The 14803-nt window shown below is 29.7% G+C and carries 14 protein-coding genes; 4 read left to right on the forward strand and 10 right to left on the reverse strand.

Annotation, left to right across the window (positions count from 1 at the left end; translation table 11 throughout):
* Window positions 1–10: 10 nt before the first annotated feature.
* Together EDD60_RS02690 and EDD60_RS02695 are read right to left on the reverse strand one after the other, a co-directional pair.
* Window positions 11–316: a hypothetical protein gene (locus tag EDD60_RS02690; RefSeq protein WP_066446347.1), complete on the reverse strand. Its 306-nt coding sequence runs from the start codon at window positions 314–316 to the stop codon at window positions 11–13.
* Window positions 317–393: 77 nt separating this feature from the next.
* Window positions 394–714: a DUF5055 domain-containing protein gene (locus EDD60_RS02695; protein ID WP_066446349.1), complete on the reverse strand. Its 321-nt coding sequence runs from the start codon at window positions 712–714 to the stop codon at window positions 394–396.
* A gap of 142 nt (window positions 715–856) precedes the next feature.
* Between EDD60_RS02695 and EDD60_RS02700 the strand changes: the two genes are divergently transcribed.
* Window positions 857–2317, forward strand: a complete 1461-nt coding sequence (locus EDD60_RS02700) for a L,D-transpeptidase family protein (protein WP_066446355.1) — start codon at window positions 857–859, stop codon at window positions 2315–2317.
* A gap of 31 nt (window positions 2318–2348) precedes the next feature.
* On the opposite strand, the gene EDD60_RS16285 is transcribed toward EDD60_RS02700, so the two are convergent.
* From EDD60_RS16285 to EDD60_RS02715, 3 genes are all read right to left on the reverse strand, one after another.
* Window positions 2349–2972 carry a hypothetical protein gene (locus EDD60_RS16285; RefSeq protein ID WP_243646611.1) on the reverse strand — a complete coding sequence of 208 codons (624 nt, stop codon included), beginning with the start codon at window positions 2970–2972 and terminating at the stop codon, window positions 2349–2351.
* The gene (locus EDD60_RS02710; protein WP_066446358.1) at window positions 2972–4291 is read right to left on the reverse strand and encodes a M18 family aminopeptidase; all 1320 of its coding nucleotides are present in this window, start codon (window positions 4289–4291) and stop codon (window positions 2972–2974) included. Before EDD60_RS02710 ends, EDD60_RS16285 begins: the two co-directional genes overlap by 1 nt.
* A gap of 73 nt (window positions 4292–4364) precedes the next feature.
* Window positions 4365–5795: an amino acid permease gene (locus EDD60_RS02715; RefSeq protein WP_132226198.1), complete on the reverse strand. Its 1431-nt coding sequence runs from the start codon at window positions 5793–5795 to the stop codon at window positions 4365–4367.
* Between the two features lie 235 nt (window positions 5796–6030).
* Here EDD60_RS02715 and EDD60_RS02720 point away from each other — a divergent pair, with 235 nt between their 5' ends.
* Together EDD60_RS02720 and EDD60_RS02725 are read left to right on the forward strand one after the other, a co-directional pair.
* Window positions 6031–6954: a hypothetical protein gene (locus EDD60_RS02720; RefSeq protein WP_066446361.1), complete on the forward strand. Its 924-nt coding sequence runs from the start codon at window positions 6031–6033 to the stop codon at window positions 6952–6954.
* Window positions 6955–7042: 88 nt separating this feature from the next.
* The gene (locus EDD60_RS02725) at window positions 7043–8017 is read left to right on the forward strand and encodes an NERD domain-containing protein (RefSeq protein ID WP_066446365.1); all 975 of its coding nucleotides are present in this window, start codon (window positions 7043–7045) and stop codon (window positions 8015–8017) included.
* Window positions 8018–8305: 288 nt separating this feature from the next.
* Here the strand turns inward: EDD60_RS02725 and EDD60_RS02730 are convergent, their stop codons facing one another.
* From EDD60_RS02730 to EDD60_RS02740, 3 genes are all read right to left on the reverse strand, one after another.
* Window positions 8306–10669, reverse strand: a complete 2364-nt coding sequence (locus tag EDD60_RS02730) for a family 16 glycosylhydrolase (RefSeq protein ID WP_082787365.1) — start codon at window positions 10667–10669, stop codon at window positions 8306–8308.
* A gap of 130 nt (window positions 10670–10799) precedes the next feature.
* Window positions 10800–11519 (reverse strand): restriction endonuclease, encoded by a 720-nt coding sequence (locus EDD60_RS02735; protein ID WP_066446374.1) that lies wholly within the window; start codon window positions 11517–11519, stop codon window positions 10800–10802.
* Between the two features lie 12 nt (window positions 11520–11531).
* Window positions 11532–12233, reverse strand: coding sequence for a TIM44-like domain-containing protein (locus EDD60_RS02740; RefSeq protein WP_066446376.1), 702 nt, complete (start codon window positions 12231–12233; stop codon window positions 11532–11534).
* A 107-nt stretch (window positions 12234–12340) separates the two neighbouring features.
* Here EDD60_RS02740 and EDD60_RS02745 point away from each other — a divergent pair, with 107 nt between their 5' ends.
* Window positions 12341–14092, forward strand: coding sequence for an ABC-F family ATP-binding cassette domain-containing protein (locus tag EDD60_RS02745; protein WP_066446378.1), 1752 nt, complete (start codon window positions 12341–12343; stop codon window positions 14090–14092).
* On the opposite strand, the gene EDD60_RS02750 is transcribed toward EDD60_RS02745, so the two are convergent.
* Window positions 14089–14652 carry a GNAT family N-acetyltransferase gene (locus tag EDD60_RS02750; protein WP_066446381.1) on the reverse strand — a complete coding sequence of 188 codons (564 nt, stop codon included), beginning with the start codon at window positions 14650–14652 and terminating at the stop codon, window positions 14089–14091. The genes EDD60_RS02745 and EDD60_RS02750 overlap by 4 nt on opposite strands.
* On the reverse strand, window positions 14636–14800 hold the full coding sequence (locus EDD60_RS16040) for a hypothetical protein (protein WP_165973120.1): 165 nt from the start codon (window positions 14798–14800) through the stop codon (window positions 14636–14638). Before EDD60_RS16040 ends, EDD60_RS02750 begins: the two co-directional genes overlap by 17 nt.
* Between the last annotated feature and the right edge of the window lie 3 nt (window positions 14801–14803).

Raw genomic sequence — 14803 nt, forward strand, 5'->3', positions numbered from 1 at the left:
GTGTTTTACATTATTCATAACCATTAACAAGAGTATTCATCCAAACCTTTGCCTTGGCTTGTTCCTCCTCAATAGTTAACTGTTGGTCTACCTCTTTTTGTTTATCTGTTAATGGGTATGGTTTTGATGGATATGACGTTGCTTGTTGCCCTGATTTTCGGTAAAATACATTATATAGTGACGTAGAAATGGCATCATAAACATACATTCCTTGTAACCATAACTGTGAGTTTTTTTGATCTTCTTTCATTTCATAAGCTTGTCTGTAGAACTTTGTTAGTTCTACATCTTGGAGATAGAATTCATCATAACTCATACCAATAAATAAATAAAAGGGAAAGACTTCTTTAAATATTTGTGTATAAGTTTTGTTGGAAAGTGAATTTTTGGTGTCTAAAAACTCGCTTTCCAGCTGATTGCGTTTTTTGAGGAGTCCTCCTCAAATAAAGTATTGAGAGTATCAGTAGCCATTTCAGATAACTTGTTGTACATCTCATTTTTATTTGTGAATAAGTGGAAGATTTCTTCAACTTCTGCTTTTTTAATACGTTTATGATGAGCATAGAAAGCATATTCAAAAAGTTTTGGTAAAATTGTGACAGGTTTTTTATTCATGTCAGCTAAGACAATACCATCAACTCCGATTTTCTCTAATGTTTTTCTTGTATACTCTAATATATAATCAACATCATTTCTATAGAAATATAGACACATGCTTCTATAATGATGAATAATATGACAAAGACAATAGTAATTTATCTTTAAAGTTTTAATTAGCTGGTTAGATAACTTGACTTTTCAAGTAAAAGTACCTATACTTCTTATGAAACATAGTGAAATTGAGAGGTTCCTTATAATGAATGAAAAACAAGTTCAAAAAATAGATCAAAACAAAAAAACCAAAAAGCATATTCGTTTAAAAAAACAATATCATCAAAAAGCACTTATTGTTATAGGTATATTGATTGTTGGTATTTATGCTTTTGGATGTTTTTATTATCATGATAAATTCATGGCTAAAACATCAATTAATGGTATTGATGTTTCAGGATTATCTAGCCAAAAAGCAAATGATAAAGTTGCTGATGTGTTAGTCAATCAAACATTAGAATTAACTTTTATTGATCAACAAAAAGAAACATTAGTTCAAAAAGATAGTGGAATGACTTTTAATAGAGATAATGATATTGAAAAATCATTAAAAAATCAAAATATCTTTTTATGGTTTACACATTATTTTCATCAAACACAAATTGAATTAAATAATCTCTTAAAAATTAATCAAGATCAATTAAATCAAACTATTTCTTCTTTAAAACATGTTGATTGCAAACAAGAAAAACCAGTAGATGCAAAGGTTGAATATAAGAATCATGAATTTTCTATTCAAAAGGAAGTCTTTGGTACAAAGATTAATCAAGAAAGATTAGCTCAAGCTGTTATTGATGCTTTTGCAAATCAAAAAAAGACATTAGATGTAAAAAAAGTTAAGGGTTATGATGAACCAAAAGTAACTGATGATGATGAAAAATTAAAAAAATTATATGAAGCAGCTCAAAAATATTGCCATGCATCCATTACTTATCAGACAACAAAGGGTGATGTTGTCTTAGATGGAAATACTTTGATGACTTGGTTATCTATTGATGAGAGTGGAAATTACTACTACAATGAAGATGAATTTAAAAAACAAGCAACAACTTTTGTTAAAGAGTTAGCTTCTAAAATCAATATTATTTCTAAAGCTAAAACTTTTAAAGGTGCTAATGGAACAAGAACAGTAAGTGGTGGTAATTATGGTTATAAGTTGAACCAAAGTAAAGAAGTTGAGGGATTACTAAAAGATATTCAAAATCAAAAGAATGGAAAAAGAACACCCGTTGTGACTGGTGTTCAACAAAGTTATGAAAATGGGGGAATTGGTCATACATTCGTAGAAATTGATATGACGAAACAACATATGTGGTATATTCGTAATGGAAAAGTTGTTTTAGAATCCGATGTTATTACAGGAGTTCCAACAGATCCTAAAAAACGTACTCCCGGGGGAACATATTACATTTACTTTATGCAACGCAATCGTACTTTGATTGGTGAAATGCAACCCGATGGAAAACCTGAATATGAAACACCAGTTGCTTACTGGATGGCCTTTAATGGTGGAATTGGTCTACATGATGCAACTTGGCAACGTAAGTTTGGTGGAAATCTTTATTATACAAGAGGATCTCATGGATGTGTCAATCTTCCTCTTGGAATTGCTGCCTCACTTTATGATATGGTTAAAGTAGGTACACCAGTTGTTTGTTATTATTAAAAACAGTTCATTTCAAAATGAACTGTTTTTTTTAACTTAACTCTCTTTCAAACATCTTTTTACTTGTGATATAACCAATAACCAATATCAAAAAAGAAACATCAAAGGGACTCTTTGCACCTAATATTGCACTTATAAATCCAACTAAGAAAGTGACCCCTATCATGATAGAGATTTTCTTTGGCATTTGAAATCTCTTTAAAAGTTGAAATTGATTTCTCACATTATGAATAGCGATATAGAAAGCAACCACTCCAACTAATAAATCAATCGAAAAGTTAATCAAATAATGACTTGTTAAAAGTTCCTTACAAAATAACAAAACAATATAACCAGCCATTGTTTCCCATAATCCAGCAATCGTAAACTTATCTATACTTTGCTTTTTAATGACTTGTATTTTTTCCTTCATATTTAAAGATTTTTCTACTTGAGAAACATAACTTTTAATTCCTTTAGTTAAATTTATTTTTTGATTTTCATCATTTAATTGATCTAATACCGCTGATAAAATAATATTAGCCTTCACAATATCTTTTTGATGAAGAAAAACATACTTTTCAACATCTTGATAAATTTCAAAACAATCCTTACTCAATAATTTAACTTTCAAACTATTCTCATAGAAAAGATCATTTGCTTTTTCTTTTTTCATTAGCGAGTAACCTTTAATTCATGTGCACTTGTTTCTTCAATATGACTATTAAAGAATTCTTCCATCACTTGAATCATATAATAAGTATCTTTAATACCAACAGTTTCATAAGAAGAATGCATAGCAAGTTGTGGTAATCCAATATCAACACTATTCATTGATACTTGTGCCATAGCAATATTTCCTAAAGTACTTCCACCAACAACATCAGAACGATTCGCAAAGAATTGAACAGGTACCCCTGCTTTTTCACAAATACCTTTAAAAACAGCAATACTTACACCATCACTTGTATATTTTTGACCAGCATGTGATTTCACAACCACACCTTCATTCATATAAACACAATTATTGACATCTGTTTTTTCTGGATGATTTGGATGCACAGCATGAGCATTATCAGCACTTAACATGAAACTTGCAGCTAAAGCACGATAATAATCTTCATCATCTTTCCCTAAAGCATTGTTAATACGATGTAAAACATCATATAAGAAAGTTGAAGCAGCTCCTTGTTTTGTACCAGAACCAACTTCTTCATTATCAAAACAAGCAAAAACATTAATAGATTGATCATTTGATCCTTTTAAGAAACCTTGTAAAGATGTAAATGCACATTGTAAATCATCTAATTGTGGTGATGAAATAAATTCTTCATGTGCTCCCCAAATAGATGGACTCATACGATTATATAAATATAAATCTTCACCACAAATATCTTCTTCATTTACATTTAACTCTTTAGCAATTAAAGCTTTTAAATCTCCAGCTTTTGTTTCAGTTCCACCAAACAATGGTAATAAATCAACTTGCTTATTATAAGCAAAACCATCATTAACAGCTCTATTCATATGAATTGCAACATTTGGAATCAATACTAAATCTCTATCAATCTTTAATAAACGTGTAATATAAGAATCTCCTTCTTTCACTAAAACACGACCAGCAATAGATAGTGGACGATCAAACCAAGTTGCACATAACATTCCACCATATCCTTCAGTATTTAATTGTGTATACTTACCTCTCACTTCTAATTCAGCATTCTCTTTTAATTTAAAAGTAGGCGAATCACTATGAGATGCAGCCACATTAAAACTATAGTTATCTAATTGTGTTCCAAGATTTAAAGCAATAATACTTGAATTATTTCTTGTAACAAAATAACGATGACCAGGTTCAATATGCCATTTTTTTCCTTCTAATAATTCTTCATAACCATTGTCTTTTAAAAGACTTCTCATTTGTTCAACAGCATGAAATGCAGTTGGACTTTTTTGAATAAAAGATACCAATTCTTTTGATATTTCTTTATACATACACCATACCTCCATATATACGCGTATATTATAACATATCCTTCTGGATTACCAAAAGGATATGTTGTTTTTGTTATTCACTAACAGAATTTGAATTTTCTCGTTTTCTAATAGCTGGCATAATTAAACCTAATCCAACTAAAACAATTGGAGTAATAACGTTTAAAGCAGTCGTAAACATATCTCCTTCTTTATACATACCAAGTAAACAACAAGCTGCAGTAACAATAAAGCACCAAGCTCCAGCAGTTAATGCAATACCTTGATTCTTAACAAATTTATATTCTGGATTAAATTTATCTTTTGCTTTACGTAAAGCAATATAAGCAGCAAACACCCATAAATAACGCATTGGCATTGTTACTGAATTTAATTTTGTTAATTGTGTTAAAACGGCATCAGCACTTGGAACTAAAGCTTGAATTAAAATGATAGCTCCTGATAAGAATACAATCATCCAAATACCATTAACATAAGCACCATATTTGTTTTTCTTTAATAATTTTGTAGGAATGAATTGACGTGCATCTTCACTATCTAATAACATTCTAAGTGGTGCATCAATACTAATAACAAGTGTTGAGAATTGTCCAATTGCATTACATGCAGCATAGATAATCATTAAAGCATTACCCATTCCATAGTATTGACCAAGTTTTTGGAATGCCCAATAAGAACCATTAGCATTATAAGCATCAAAGTTTGCCACAATATCAGCAGGATCAAACATCATACCCATTGCTATTGTACCCAAAATTGCACAAACCATAACCATGATTGCTAAAGCAATCATTCCTTTAGGGAATCCTTTTGAAGGATTTTCTACCTTATTAACATAAGGAGAAATCTTTTCACATCCACCAACTGCAAAAACTAAAATAGATAAAGATGTAAAATATCCCATATTAAATTGTGGAATTAAGTTTTTCAAACTAAAATCCATATGTAAATATCCACCATTTGGATTAATAGCTGGTGCAGCAAACATCATGATGATATATAAAATAGACATCACGAACATACTTGTTCCAGCAAGTGTTGCTAATTTCTTTAAAGGATTTAAACCACGACTTGCAACCCAACAGAAAAATAAGAAAATAGCTAACGTCGCAAATTGGATTGGTCTTGTTCCAAAAGATGAAAAAGTTGTTCCATTTTGGAAAACCATCCAACTTAAGGCTTTCAAACCACCGCTTCCTTTACTAGCAATGTAAGTAATATGACATGCCCAATAAGTCCATCCAGCATAATATGCTAATTTTGGTCCCATTGTTTCATGAATCCAAGAACTTACACCACCACCGGCATTCTTAAATGCTGAACCTAATTCCCCGACCATTAAAGCATAAGGAACGAAGTATAAGGCAAACATAAGAATCCAGCTAAAGATAACCTGAATACCATTAAAGTAAATATAACCATTTAAAACATTTCCAAATCCCCATACAGTTGAAAATGCCATAAACGCCAGGTTATACCAAACAATTTTTTTAGAATCTGACATTCTAAAAGCCTCCTTCTTTTATATTTTATAACCACAATACCAACCGTGAAAAAATCAATGTAATACATATAAATTGTTTTAATGTACAAACATTGATATTTAGACAGCAGACACATTATAACAAATATACCCTATATTTGCTATAAATTTTTATTTTTTTATCACGATAATAAAAAAACATGATTGCAATTTTATATGAACATGTTAGAATAAAAACCACTGAAAGGGTGATTTTATGAAAAACAGACAATTATTACCATATTTTTTAACATTTACAATTGTCCTCATTATGGTTGGAACATCTCAACTCCTTAATAATCCAGAAATTATATTCCCTGAAATAACAGCTTTAGCTATTGGATCTTTATTAGCTCCAAAACAAGTATGGAAAACATCATCTTTGAAACTTGTTTTACTTATTATGATCTATGCCGTTATTGGTGTTTTGATGGTCAAATATCTCCATGTATCATTATTTATAAAAGTTGTCATTGGATTTACACTATGCCAAATGGGACTTATTCTTTCTAAAACAACCTTTGCCCCTCTTATTTCTGCTTGTATTCTACCATTATTATTAAATACTGACACTTGGATATATCCTTTATCCGCAACAATAATGTCTATCATTATTATTGTTATACAAAAACAATTACAAAAAAAGCATTATATCCATGATTATCACTATCAACCTGTCACATTTGATTATCGTCATGAACTCATTCTTTTTTGTAAAAGATTATTCGTTGTTGGAGCTTTAGGTATGTTAGCCTTACGTTTAGATATCCGCTTGCTTATTGCCCCACCACTCATTGTTGCCTTCTATGAATTAAGTGGTAATCACCAAAAATTAAGAAGTCAAGCCCCTCGTCTTTATTTTTTAACTATCTCTATGGCTTTTATCAGTGCTTATTTGAGATATTTCTTAAATATTCAATGTCACTTTTCAGTAATCATTCCTGCTGTTATAGCTACAGCTTTATTACTCTTTTTCATTTATTATTTTCAAATCTTTTTCCCACCTGTTGGAGCAATTACTATTTTACCAATGATTATTCAACCTCATTTATTACTTGTTTATCCTATTTTAATAGCAGCTGGTTTTGCTTTATTAATTGTTTTTGCTTTTTTAATCTCATATCAAAAAAGTTCTAATTAGGAACTTTTTTTACATGACATTAAAATTCTACCTATTATTAATAGAAGAATGATATAATTATAAATGAACAAGGGGGACAAGTATTATCATGAGTTTATTTCAAAAAAATAATTTTAAAGGACCAGTTTTTTTCAAAGAATCTTTAAGAGCAAATAAAGAACTCCAACAAATCAATGATATTTTAAAATACACGAAAGATTCCCAATTAGAGAAAAAAGCGAAACTAATATCTTTTGGTATAGAAGGAGAAAAAAACATTCATTTCGAACTTGAGAATAGTCATATTCCAATGTATGTTCTTCATGATGTTTATTTAGAAGATGAAGGCTTATCTGCTCAAATTGATTATATTATTATGACAAGAAAAAAAATATTTGTAATTGAATGTAAAAATCTTATAGGTACAATTACAATTGACAATAACAATAACTTTACTAGAGAATATACATTAAATGGAAAGAAAATCAAAGAAGGAATTTATTCTCCAATTACTCAAAATAACCGACATCTTGAATTAATTAAACAAATGCGTGGAAAAGAAAAAGGTATGTTATCTAAAAAAATATTTGAAAAATATTTTTATGATAATTATCAATCACTTGTTGTTTTAGCAAATCCTCGTTCAATTTTAAATAATAAATATGCAAAAAAAGACGTCAAAAAACAGGTGATTAAAGCTGACCAATTAATTCATTATATCCAAGAAACAACAAAAAACAATGACAATGTCTATACTGAACAAGATTTAATTGATTTATCAAACTGGTTTATTGCGCATCACATAGAAAATCCCATAACAATCATTAATGAATCACCCCAAAAGGACTATGATTTTTCAGATGATCTCCGTCAAGATTTAAAGAAATATAGATTAAAAACAAGCCAAGAAAATAATTATAAACCATATTTTATTTTTACTAATCAACAAATGGAAAATTTAATAAAATTATTACCTGTTACTATTGATGAGCTTAAGAAAATTAATGGATTTGCTGATATAAAATGTGAAAAGTTTGGAAATGACATTATATCTATTATTCAAAAATATAAAATGGACAATTGATTTTTCAGTTGTTCATAAATTTTTCTAAAATCATAAATATTAACTATTTTACAAACTCCCTTGTAAAATAAATGAGTCTGTTATTAAGCTTATATAAAAATCATTTTAGGTTAAAAAGTTCTTTGATGATTTAAAAATCTTAACTCATCAACTTTAAGCTTTAAATCAATATAATATGTTTTATCTATACATTAAGAACGATGGTTTTTAAATTATTTATCATATAAAATCAAAAAGCTGAATGAAATAACAATTTCAAGTTATTTCATTACAGCTTATTTTTATATTTTAATGTAATTGTTTTTCTTTTTTAAGAAAAAGAAATGCTGCAGCTGTGAGTGTCATAATGACTCCATAAACAATAAAATCATTTTGATCAGCTGTTTGAACAGTCTTATCTGGAGTTGCTTGATTTTGATTTGTTTGTTCATGGTTTGTTGGTTCTTTATTGTTATTGTCTGGTGTTGGCACCACAGTTACTTTAACTAATTGATTCAAAGTTGTTTGTAATTGGTTATACATATCATCAATTTGTTTTTGAGTAGGATTACTTGTTAATAATGATTGTGCAGCTTCTAACTCTTTTTGTAACTGTGCAATAGATTCTTGTGTATAATCACCTTTATGTGTCAATACCTCTTGAGCATCTTTGATGGCTGTTTGTAATTGAGTTGTATCAACAATTTCTTTGAATTTAACTTGAACATTGAGAGTCTTTTTATAATCACCATTGACAAAAGTAACAGGATAAACACTATCTTCATCTTCTAAAATTGTTTCTGGTTTATCCCAGCTCCAACCATCAGGTAAAGCAACTGTTGATAACGTTTTACCTTTTTCCCCTATTAATGAAAAATCACTTGGGAAAGTACGGTCTGTTACTGTTAAAATCATACTTCTACGATTCATTTTATATGCTTTTTCAGCCAAAGGAACAAGCACATTAGGATCCCATTGATCAGATTCAAATTCTACATCATTAGGAATTGCTGTATAATGAATATTGTATTGGCCAACAGGTAATTGAGCTAATTTTGCTTTATCATCTTGACCTGAACATCTTAATGAACATTCAGTTTTGCCACCTGTAGATTTGAACATATATTCGTCATCAATTGAAAAATCAACATAATAACCTTCAGTAACTGAAATATTCTTTAATAAATTAGGAATGTCGCCTTCCATCATTGTTATATTTTCTAAACCACTCATTTTTGGAGCGTCTTGATAATAAGCATCAGCAGCGGCTTTTTGTTCTTTATTTTGACCATAATATACATAATCAATATCAAATTCACTACCTGCTAAATCAGTAGCTGCATCGCCAGGCCAATTTCCACCCATTGCTAAATTCATTTGAATATATTGTGGCTTATTTAAAGCTTTTTGAGCTACTGGTAAATGACTATAATCAACACTTTCTACAATTTGATCATCAACATACCACTCTAACTTATTAGGTGACCAATTGATACCAAAAATATGATATTGATTGTTGAAATCTTCATCAATTGTATAAGCAGTTCCAGCTAGTTTTGTTTCAGTAATACGATTAGCATCAGTATGTGCTGTTTGGTAAACTGTTCTATTACCATAGCTACCATCTTTGGCTTGTCCAATTAATTCCATGATATCAATTTCTCCACAACGGGCCCAACCGTAACCTTGCTTAGAATTGATATCACCATCTAATACGAAATCTGATCCTAAAGTCCAAAATGCAGGGAATACGCCTTGTCCCTTAGGTAATTTAGCACGCATTTCAATTCTTCCATATAAGAACTCCTGTTTCCCATGGGTTCTTACACTTCCTGAATTATAAATAACTTTACGTCCACCACGAGGATTTATGTATTGATCTTCTTTAGCACGATCAGTTGCTTTTAATACCAAATGACCATCTTTTAAATAGACATTTTCTTTATCATTAACATAATGTTCTTGTTCATTACCACGTACACAACCTAATTCATAACCCCATTTGCTATGATCTAACTGATTTGAATTAAAATCATCAGCCCAGATAATATTATAATTATCATCAATTGGTGTTGGATTTTTCTCAACTAATGAAACATCATCAACATAAACTTGACCATGATAAATTGCATCATCTGTACTTTCAGTCCATTTCATTGCACAAAGTGATATTTGAGAATAATCACCAGTATTAAATGTTAATTCAACATCTTGATATTTCCAGGCTTGACCTGTAGGACATGTTACAGTTTTTTCAGCCTCTTGATTAATTAACTTTGAAACATCCGGTGTCTTTACATTAAAAAACATTGATGCATCTTCAGATGCGAGAAGAATTTTTGCCTTAGCAATATAATCTGTGTTCTTTTTAACATTAACAACTTGGTAAACACAAGCATTATTAGAATCAGATGGTAATAATCCACACCATGCACCACTAGCAGCTGCTCCATCATAATTAGTAAATGTACCTGTTCCAGTTGTTTTCCATTGTTTATGTCCATCTTCAAATGAACCATCAACAATGAGGTTTTGTTGATCATTGTTTTTTAACTTTACTAAATCATGCTCTGTTGTTACACCTAGTGCACGACCACTTACAATATTTCCACCAATAAGGGCAAGGGCCATAAGTAAAGCTAAAGAAACTTTTAACTTTCTTTGTTTTTTCATAATTGTCTTTTCCTTTCCTTTTTAAGAAAACTCAAACACCCCGCCCAAATTTGTTATCGCTTTCATAAGACATATTATATATCGTTTTATCAAATATGCAACAGTTGTTATTAATAAAACAGGACAACTATCATTCAAGTTGTCCATAAGCTTCTTCTAAAGTTAAAAAATATAAATCTCTTACACCAAAATCATCTGCCTGAGAAATCAAATCATAATATTCTAAATCTTCTAATATATATTTTGCTTTTTCTTCACTATAATGAAGTTTTTCAACTAATAAAGGAATAGAAGCATAACTTGCATCTAATAAAACTTCTAAAACATTTTGATAAAGATGCTCCTCTTGTTCATCAATTGTATGACGATGAAATAACGAATGACGATTCGCTTTCTTTTTCAATTTTTTCAAATCATCTCCATCCCACAATTCAACTTCATTATTACTTGCAAGTGTCACTGCTTGATGAGTAAAACGATGATTTGTAACTACAACAGCATGATCACATTCATAATATTGACATCCAGAATAAGCTTGCTGAACAGCAGAAACACCTACTGGTTTTGCATATTTCTTACACTGAATCGCATAACTTTCACCCTTATACTCAGCAATAATATCAACCCCATAATCACCACTTTTTTTCGTTAAAGTAACATGCTTATAACCATTTCTTTGTAAAATGGCTTGTACATATTCTTCAAATTCCTCACCGCTCATTCTTTCATCAAAATCCGGAATCCAGCCAAATAGAAACCCAAATACATGTTTTAATACAAAGCCAATAATCTTAACAATTCCTTTCATAAAATAAAATGGAATCTTTAATATAAAAACAATAATCTTCATAACGCTCCTTTATTATAAGGCAATATACTCATCTTTTTGTCGTATCTCATCTAACAGAATATTTTCATCTACGCGTTTAAACTTCCAATATTCTATAAATTCTTGATCATGAAATTCAATCACCTGATTATTTTTATCAATCGTTCTATCATTCATCTTGCCTCTTATATAAACATAAAAACTTTCTTCTTCTAACAAAATATCAGTAATAGAAAAATCAAGCAAAGCAACATCTGTTAAAAGATTTCTTTCACCTTTATCAATCTGATTTTGAATCTTTAATTCCCATTCTTTCCATAATGATGGGGTTAAATACAATTTCAACAATTGTATATTTTGATCACTCCAAGCTTGCTGAATTGTAAAATAACTTTTTGAAATCTTATCACTTAAAATATGTTCATCCCAAAATGCATCAACCTGCTGAGCTTTTTCCCACATATGGCTTTTTACAACATTTTGCTTATTTTTATTGAAGGCATTCATAATTCCCCCAAATAGTAAAAAGCCCCCAACTCCAACAAGAATAATCGAATCAATATGTGAAGATGATGAACCATTAGAATAATCATGATATTCATAATAGCTATAACCATTTCCACTACTACTTCCACTATCTCCACCATTACCTCCACCTGCTCTTGCATAAACAGGTAAAATAACAAACCAACCGATGCTATAAACAAGTAAAATTTTAAGAAATAATTTTTTCATATACCTCTCCTTATTCTTTCAATCCACATCTTTTCCTCATTATAACACAAACTTATGTTTACAAAAATAAAAGTCATGATAAAATAAATAGGAAAAGGAGGACGACTATGTTAATAACTGCGACTCATTTAACAAAATATAATAATTTAAAATGTATTGTAGATGATGTTTCTTTTACTATCAATGAACAAGATAAAGTTGCATTGATTGGTATTAACGGAACTGGAAAATCTACTTTATTAAAAATGATTGCTCAAATTGATGATTATCAAGGTGAAATATTAAGAAAAAAAGATATCCGTATTAGCTATTTACCCCAAAATCCAGATTTTCAAAATGAACTGACTGTTCTTAAACAAGTTTATGAATATGTTGGTCATGATGTTGAAGAATATGAAGTAAAAGCGATTTTAAATAAATTTGGAATTATTAATCATGAACAAAAAATTGCTGAATTATCAGGTGGTCAACAAAAACGTGTTGCTTTAGCCATTACTTTGTTAAAACCTTGTGATTTATTATTACTTGATGAACCAACCAATCATTTAGATAATGAAATGATTGAATATTTAGAAAAATATTTAATGAAATTTAATAAAGCAATTTTTATGGTGACTCATGATCGTTATTTCTTAGAACGAATAACAAATAAGATTTTTGAATTAGATTGTAGCAAAATCTATGAATATGAAGCAAATTATTCAAATTATTTAGAATTAAAACAACAACGTGAAGAAATCACTCTAGCCAGTGAAAGAAAACGAAAACTTTTCTTAAAGAAAGAATTAGAGTGGGTTCGTGCTGGGGTTCAAGCACGTTCTACCAAAAGCAAAGATCGTTTAAAACGTTTTGAAGAATTAAGTCAACAAAATGATACCCAAAAGATTCAAAATGTAGAAATGTTAAGTGTATCTTCACGTTTAGGAAAAAAGACAATTGAATTAGAGCAGGTATCAATGGCTTATCAAGAACTTTTGTTTGCTCCTTTTTCTTATCATTTTAAAAGACATGATAGAGTTGGTATTTTAGGAAGAAATGGTTGTGGAAAATCAACGCTTTTAAATATTATTGCTGGTTTAATTACCCCAACAAGTGGTCAAGTGATTATTGGTGATACAATTAAGATGGGATATTTTAAACAAGGGCATGAAGATATGGATCCTAAGATGAGAGTAATTGATTATATTAAAGAAACTGCTCAGATTTTAAATACAAGTGATGGTCAATTGAGTGCTAAACAAATGTGTGAAAGATTTTTATTTGATTCACAAATGCAATATACCCCAATTGAAAGATTATCTGGTGGAGAAAAACGTAGACTTTATTTATTAAAGATTTTAATGAGTGCGCCTAATGTCTTATTATTAGATGAACCAACGAATGATTTAGATATTATGACTTTACAGATTTTAGAAGATTATTTAGATAGCTTTAATGGTATTATCATTACTGTTTCTCATGATCGTTATTTCTTAGATCGTATTTGTGATGAATTATTTGTCTTTAATCAACAACAGATTACTTATCATATTGGTGGTTATAGTCAATTTATTGAATTAGAAAGTTCATCCAAGAAAACCAAAACACCAAATCCAAATACTTATAAAGAACAAAAGAAAAATAAGATAAAGCTTTCTTATAAAGAAAAACAAGAATTACAAGTTTTAGAAGAATTGATCCCAAACTTAGAAAAACAAATCAAAGATATTGATGAACAAATGAATACAATCTCAGATTTTGAAACCATTCAAAAACTAACTGAAGAAAGATCATCTTTAGAACAACAAATTGATGAAAAGAGTGAACGCTGGATGGAACTCTTAGAAAAAGAAGAACAAACTCAAAACAACGCACGTTAAATGCGTTGTTTTTGGTTCCACATAATATTTAAATGTCCTGGCTCTATTGTATCAAAACGGGTATGAAAATCTTGATTTCGAAGAAATTGAAAACCACATTTTTGATTCACTCTTGCTGATTGATGATTCTTTAAAAAATATCCACATAAAAGATAATCATAACCTAAATCTTTAAAACAATATTCAATCACACGTAAAACGGCTTCACACATGATTCCTTGACCCCAATAATCACGATTTAAGACATAGCCAATTTCACGACCATAAACATCTTGAAAAGCTGGATCATTAGCTAAACGATCTTCTTCAATCCCAATGCTACCAATAACTTTATGATTTGATTTAAGTTCAATCGCAAAAGTCTTTTTTTCTTGAATAAACATTTGAAGAATATGCTTTGATTCTTCCATTGATTGATGAGCTAACCAACCAGCCATCTCTCCTACTCCTGGTTGTGAAGCATACTCATTAAAATCTTTTAAATCAGTAATTTGCCAAGGACGCAGCAATAGACGTTTGGTTTCTAATTGAACATCACTGGTATCAATCTTCGCGTTCATCTTTTTGTTCCTCAGATTGAACTTGCACCTTAATTGTTGCTTGTTCAACCTTGATATCTTTAACAGCATCCTGTGCAGTTGCAAACAAAGGGATATCTACCTTTGCAGTATCTGTATCTTGAGTATCTAATCTTGTCTTTAATGCCATTTT

It is taken from the genome of Longibaculum muris, assembly GCF_004343035.1.
Lineage (GTDB): Bacteria > Bacillota_I > Bacilli_A > Erysipelotrichales > Coprobacillaceae > Longibaculum > Longibaculum muris.

Excerpts from the sequence above, each read along its gene's own strand:
- EDD60_RS02690 (WP_066446347.1), bottom strand. The coding sequence starts at position 316 with ATGAGTTATGATGAATTCTATCTCCAAGATGTAGAACTAACAAAGTTC.
- EDD60_RS02695 (WP_066446349.1), bottom strand. The coding sequence starts at position 714 with ATGTGTCTATATTTCTATAGAAATGATGTTGATTATATATTAGAGTAT.
- EDD60_RS02700 (WP_066446355.1), top strand. The coding sequence starts at position 857 with ATGAATGAAAAACAAGTTCAAAAAATAGATCAAAACAAAAAAACCAAA.
- EDD60_RS16285 (WP_243646611.1), bottom strand. The coding sequence starts at position 2,972 with ATGAAAAAAGAAAAAGCAAATGATCTTTTCTATGAGAATAGTTTGAAA.
- EDD60_RS02710 (WP_066446358.1), bottom strand. The coding sequence starts at position 4,291 with ATGTATAAAGAAATATCAAAAGAATTGGTATCTTTTATTCAAAAAAGT.
- EDD60_RS02715 (WP_132226198.1), bottom strand. The coding sequence starts at position 5,795 with ATGTCAGATTCTAAAAAAATTGTTTGGTATAACCTGGCGTTTATGGCA.
- EDD60_RS02720 (WP_066446361.1), top strand. The coding sequence starts at position 6,031 with ATGAAAAACAGACAATTATTACCATATTTTTTAACATTTACAATTGTC.
- EDD60_RS02725 (WP_066446365.1), top strand. The coding sequence starts at position 7,043 with ATGAGTTTATTTCAAAAAAATAATTTTAAAGGACCAGTTTTTTTCAAA.
- EDD60_RS02730 (WP_082787365.1), bottom strand. The coding sequence starts at position 10,669 with ATGAAAAAACAAAGAAAGTTAAAAGTTTCTTTAGCTTTACTTATGGCC.
- EDD60_RS02735 (WP_066446374.1), bottom strand. The coding sequence starts at position 11,519 with ATGAAGATTATTGTTTTTATATTAAAGATTCCATTTTATTTTATGAAA.
- EDD60_RS02740 (WP_066446376.1), bottom strand. The coding sequence starts at position 12,233 with ATGAAAAAATTATTTCTTAAAATTTTACTTGTTTATAGCATCGGTTGG.
- EDD60_RS02745 (WP_066446378.1), top strand. The coding sequence starts at position 12,341 with ATGTTAATAACTGCGACTCATTTAACAAAATATAATAATTTAAAATGT.
- EDD60_RS02750 (WP_066446381.1), bottom strand. The coding sequence starts at position 14,652 with ATGAACGCGAAGATTGATACCAGTGATGTTCAATTAGAAACCAAACGT.
- EDD60_RS16040 (WP_165973120.1), bottom strand. The coding sequence starts at position 14,800 with ATGGCATTAAAGACAAGATTAGATACTCAAGATACAGATACTGCAAAG.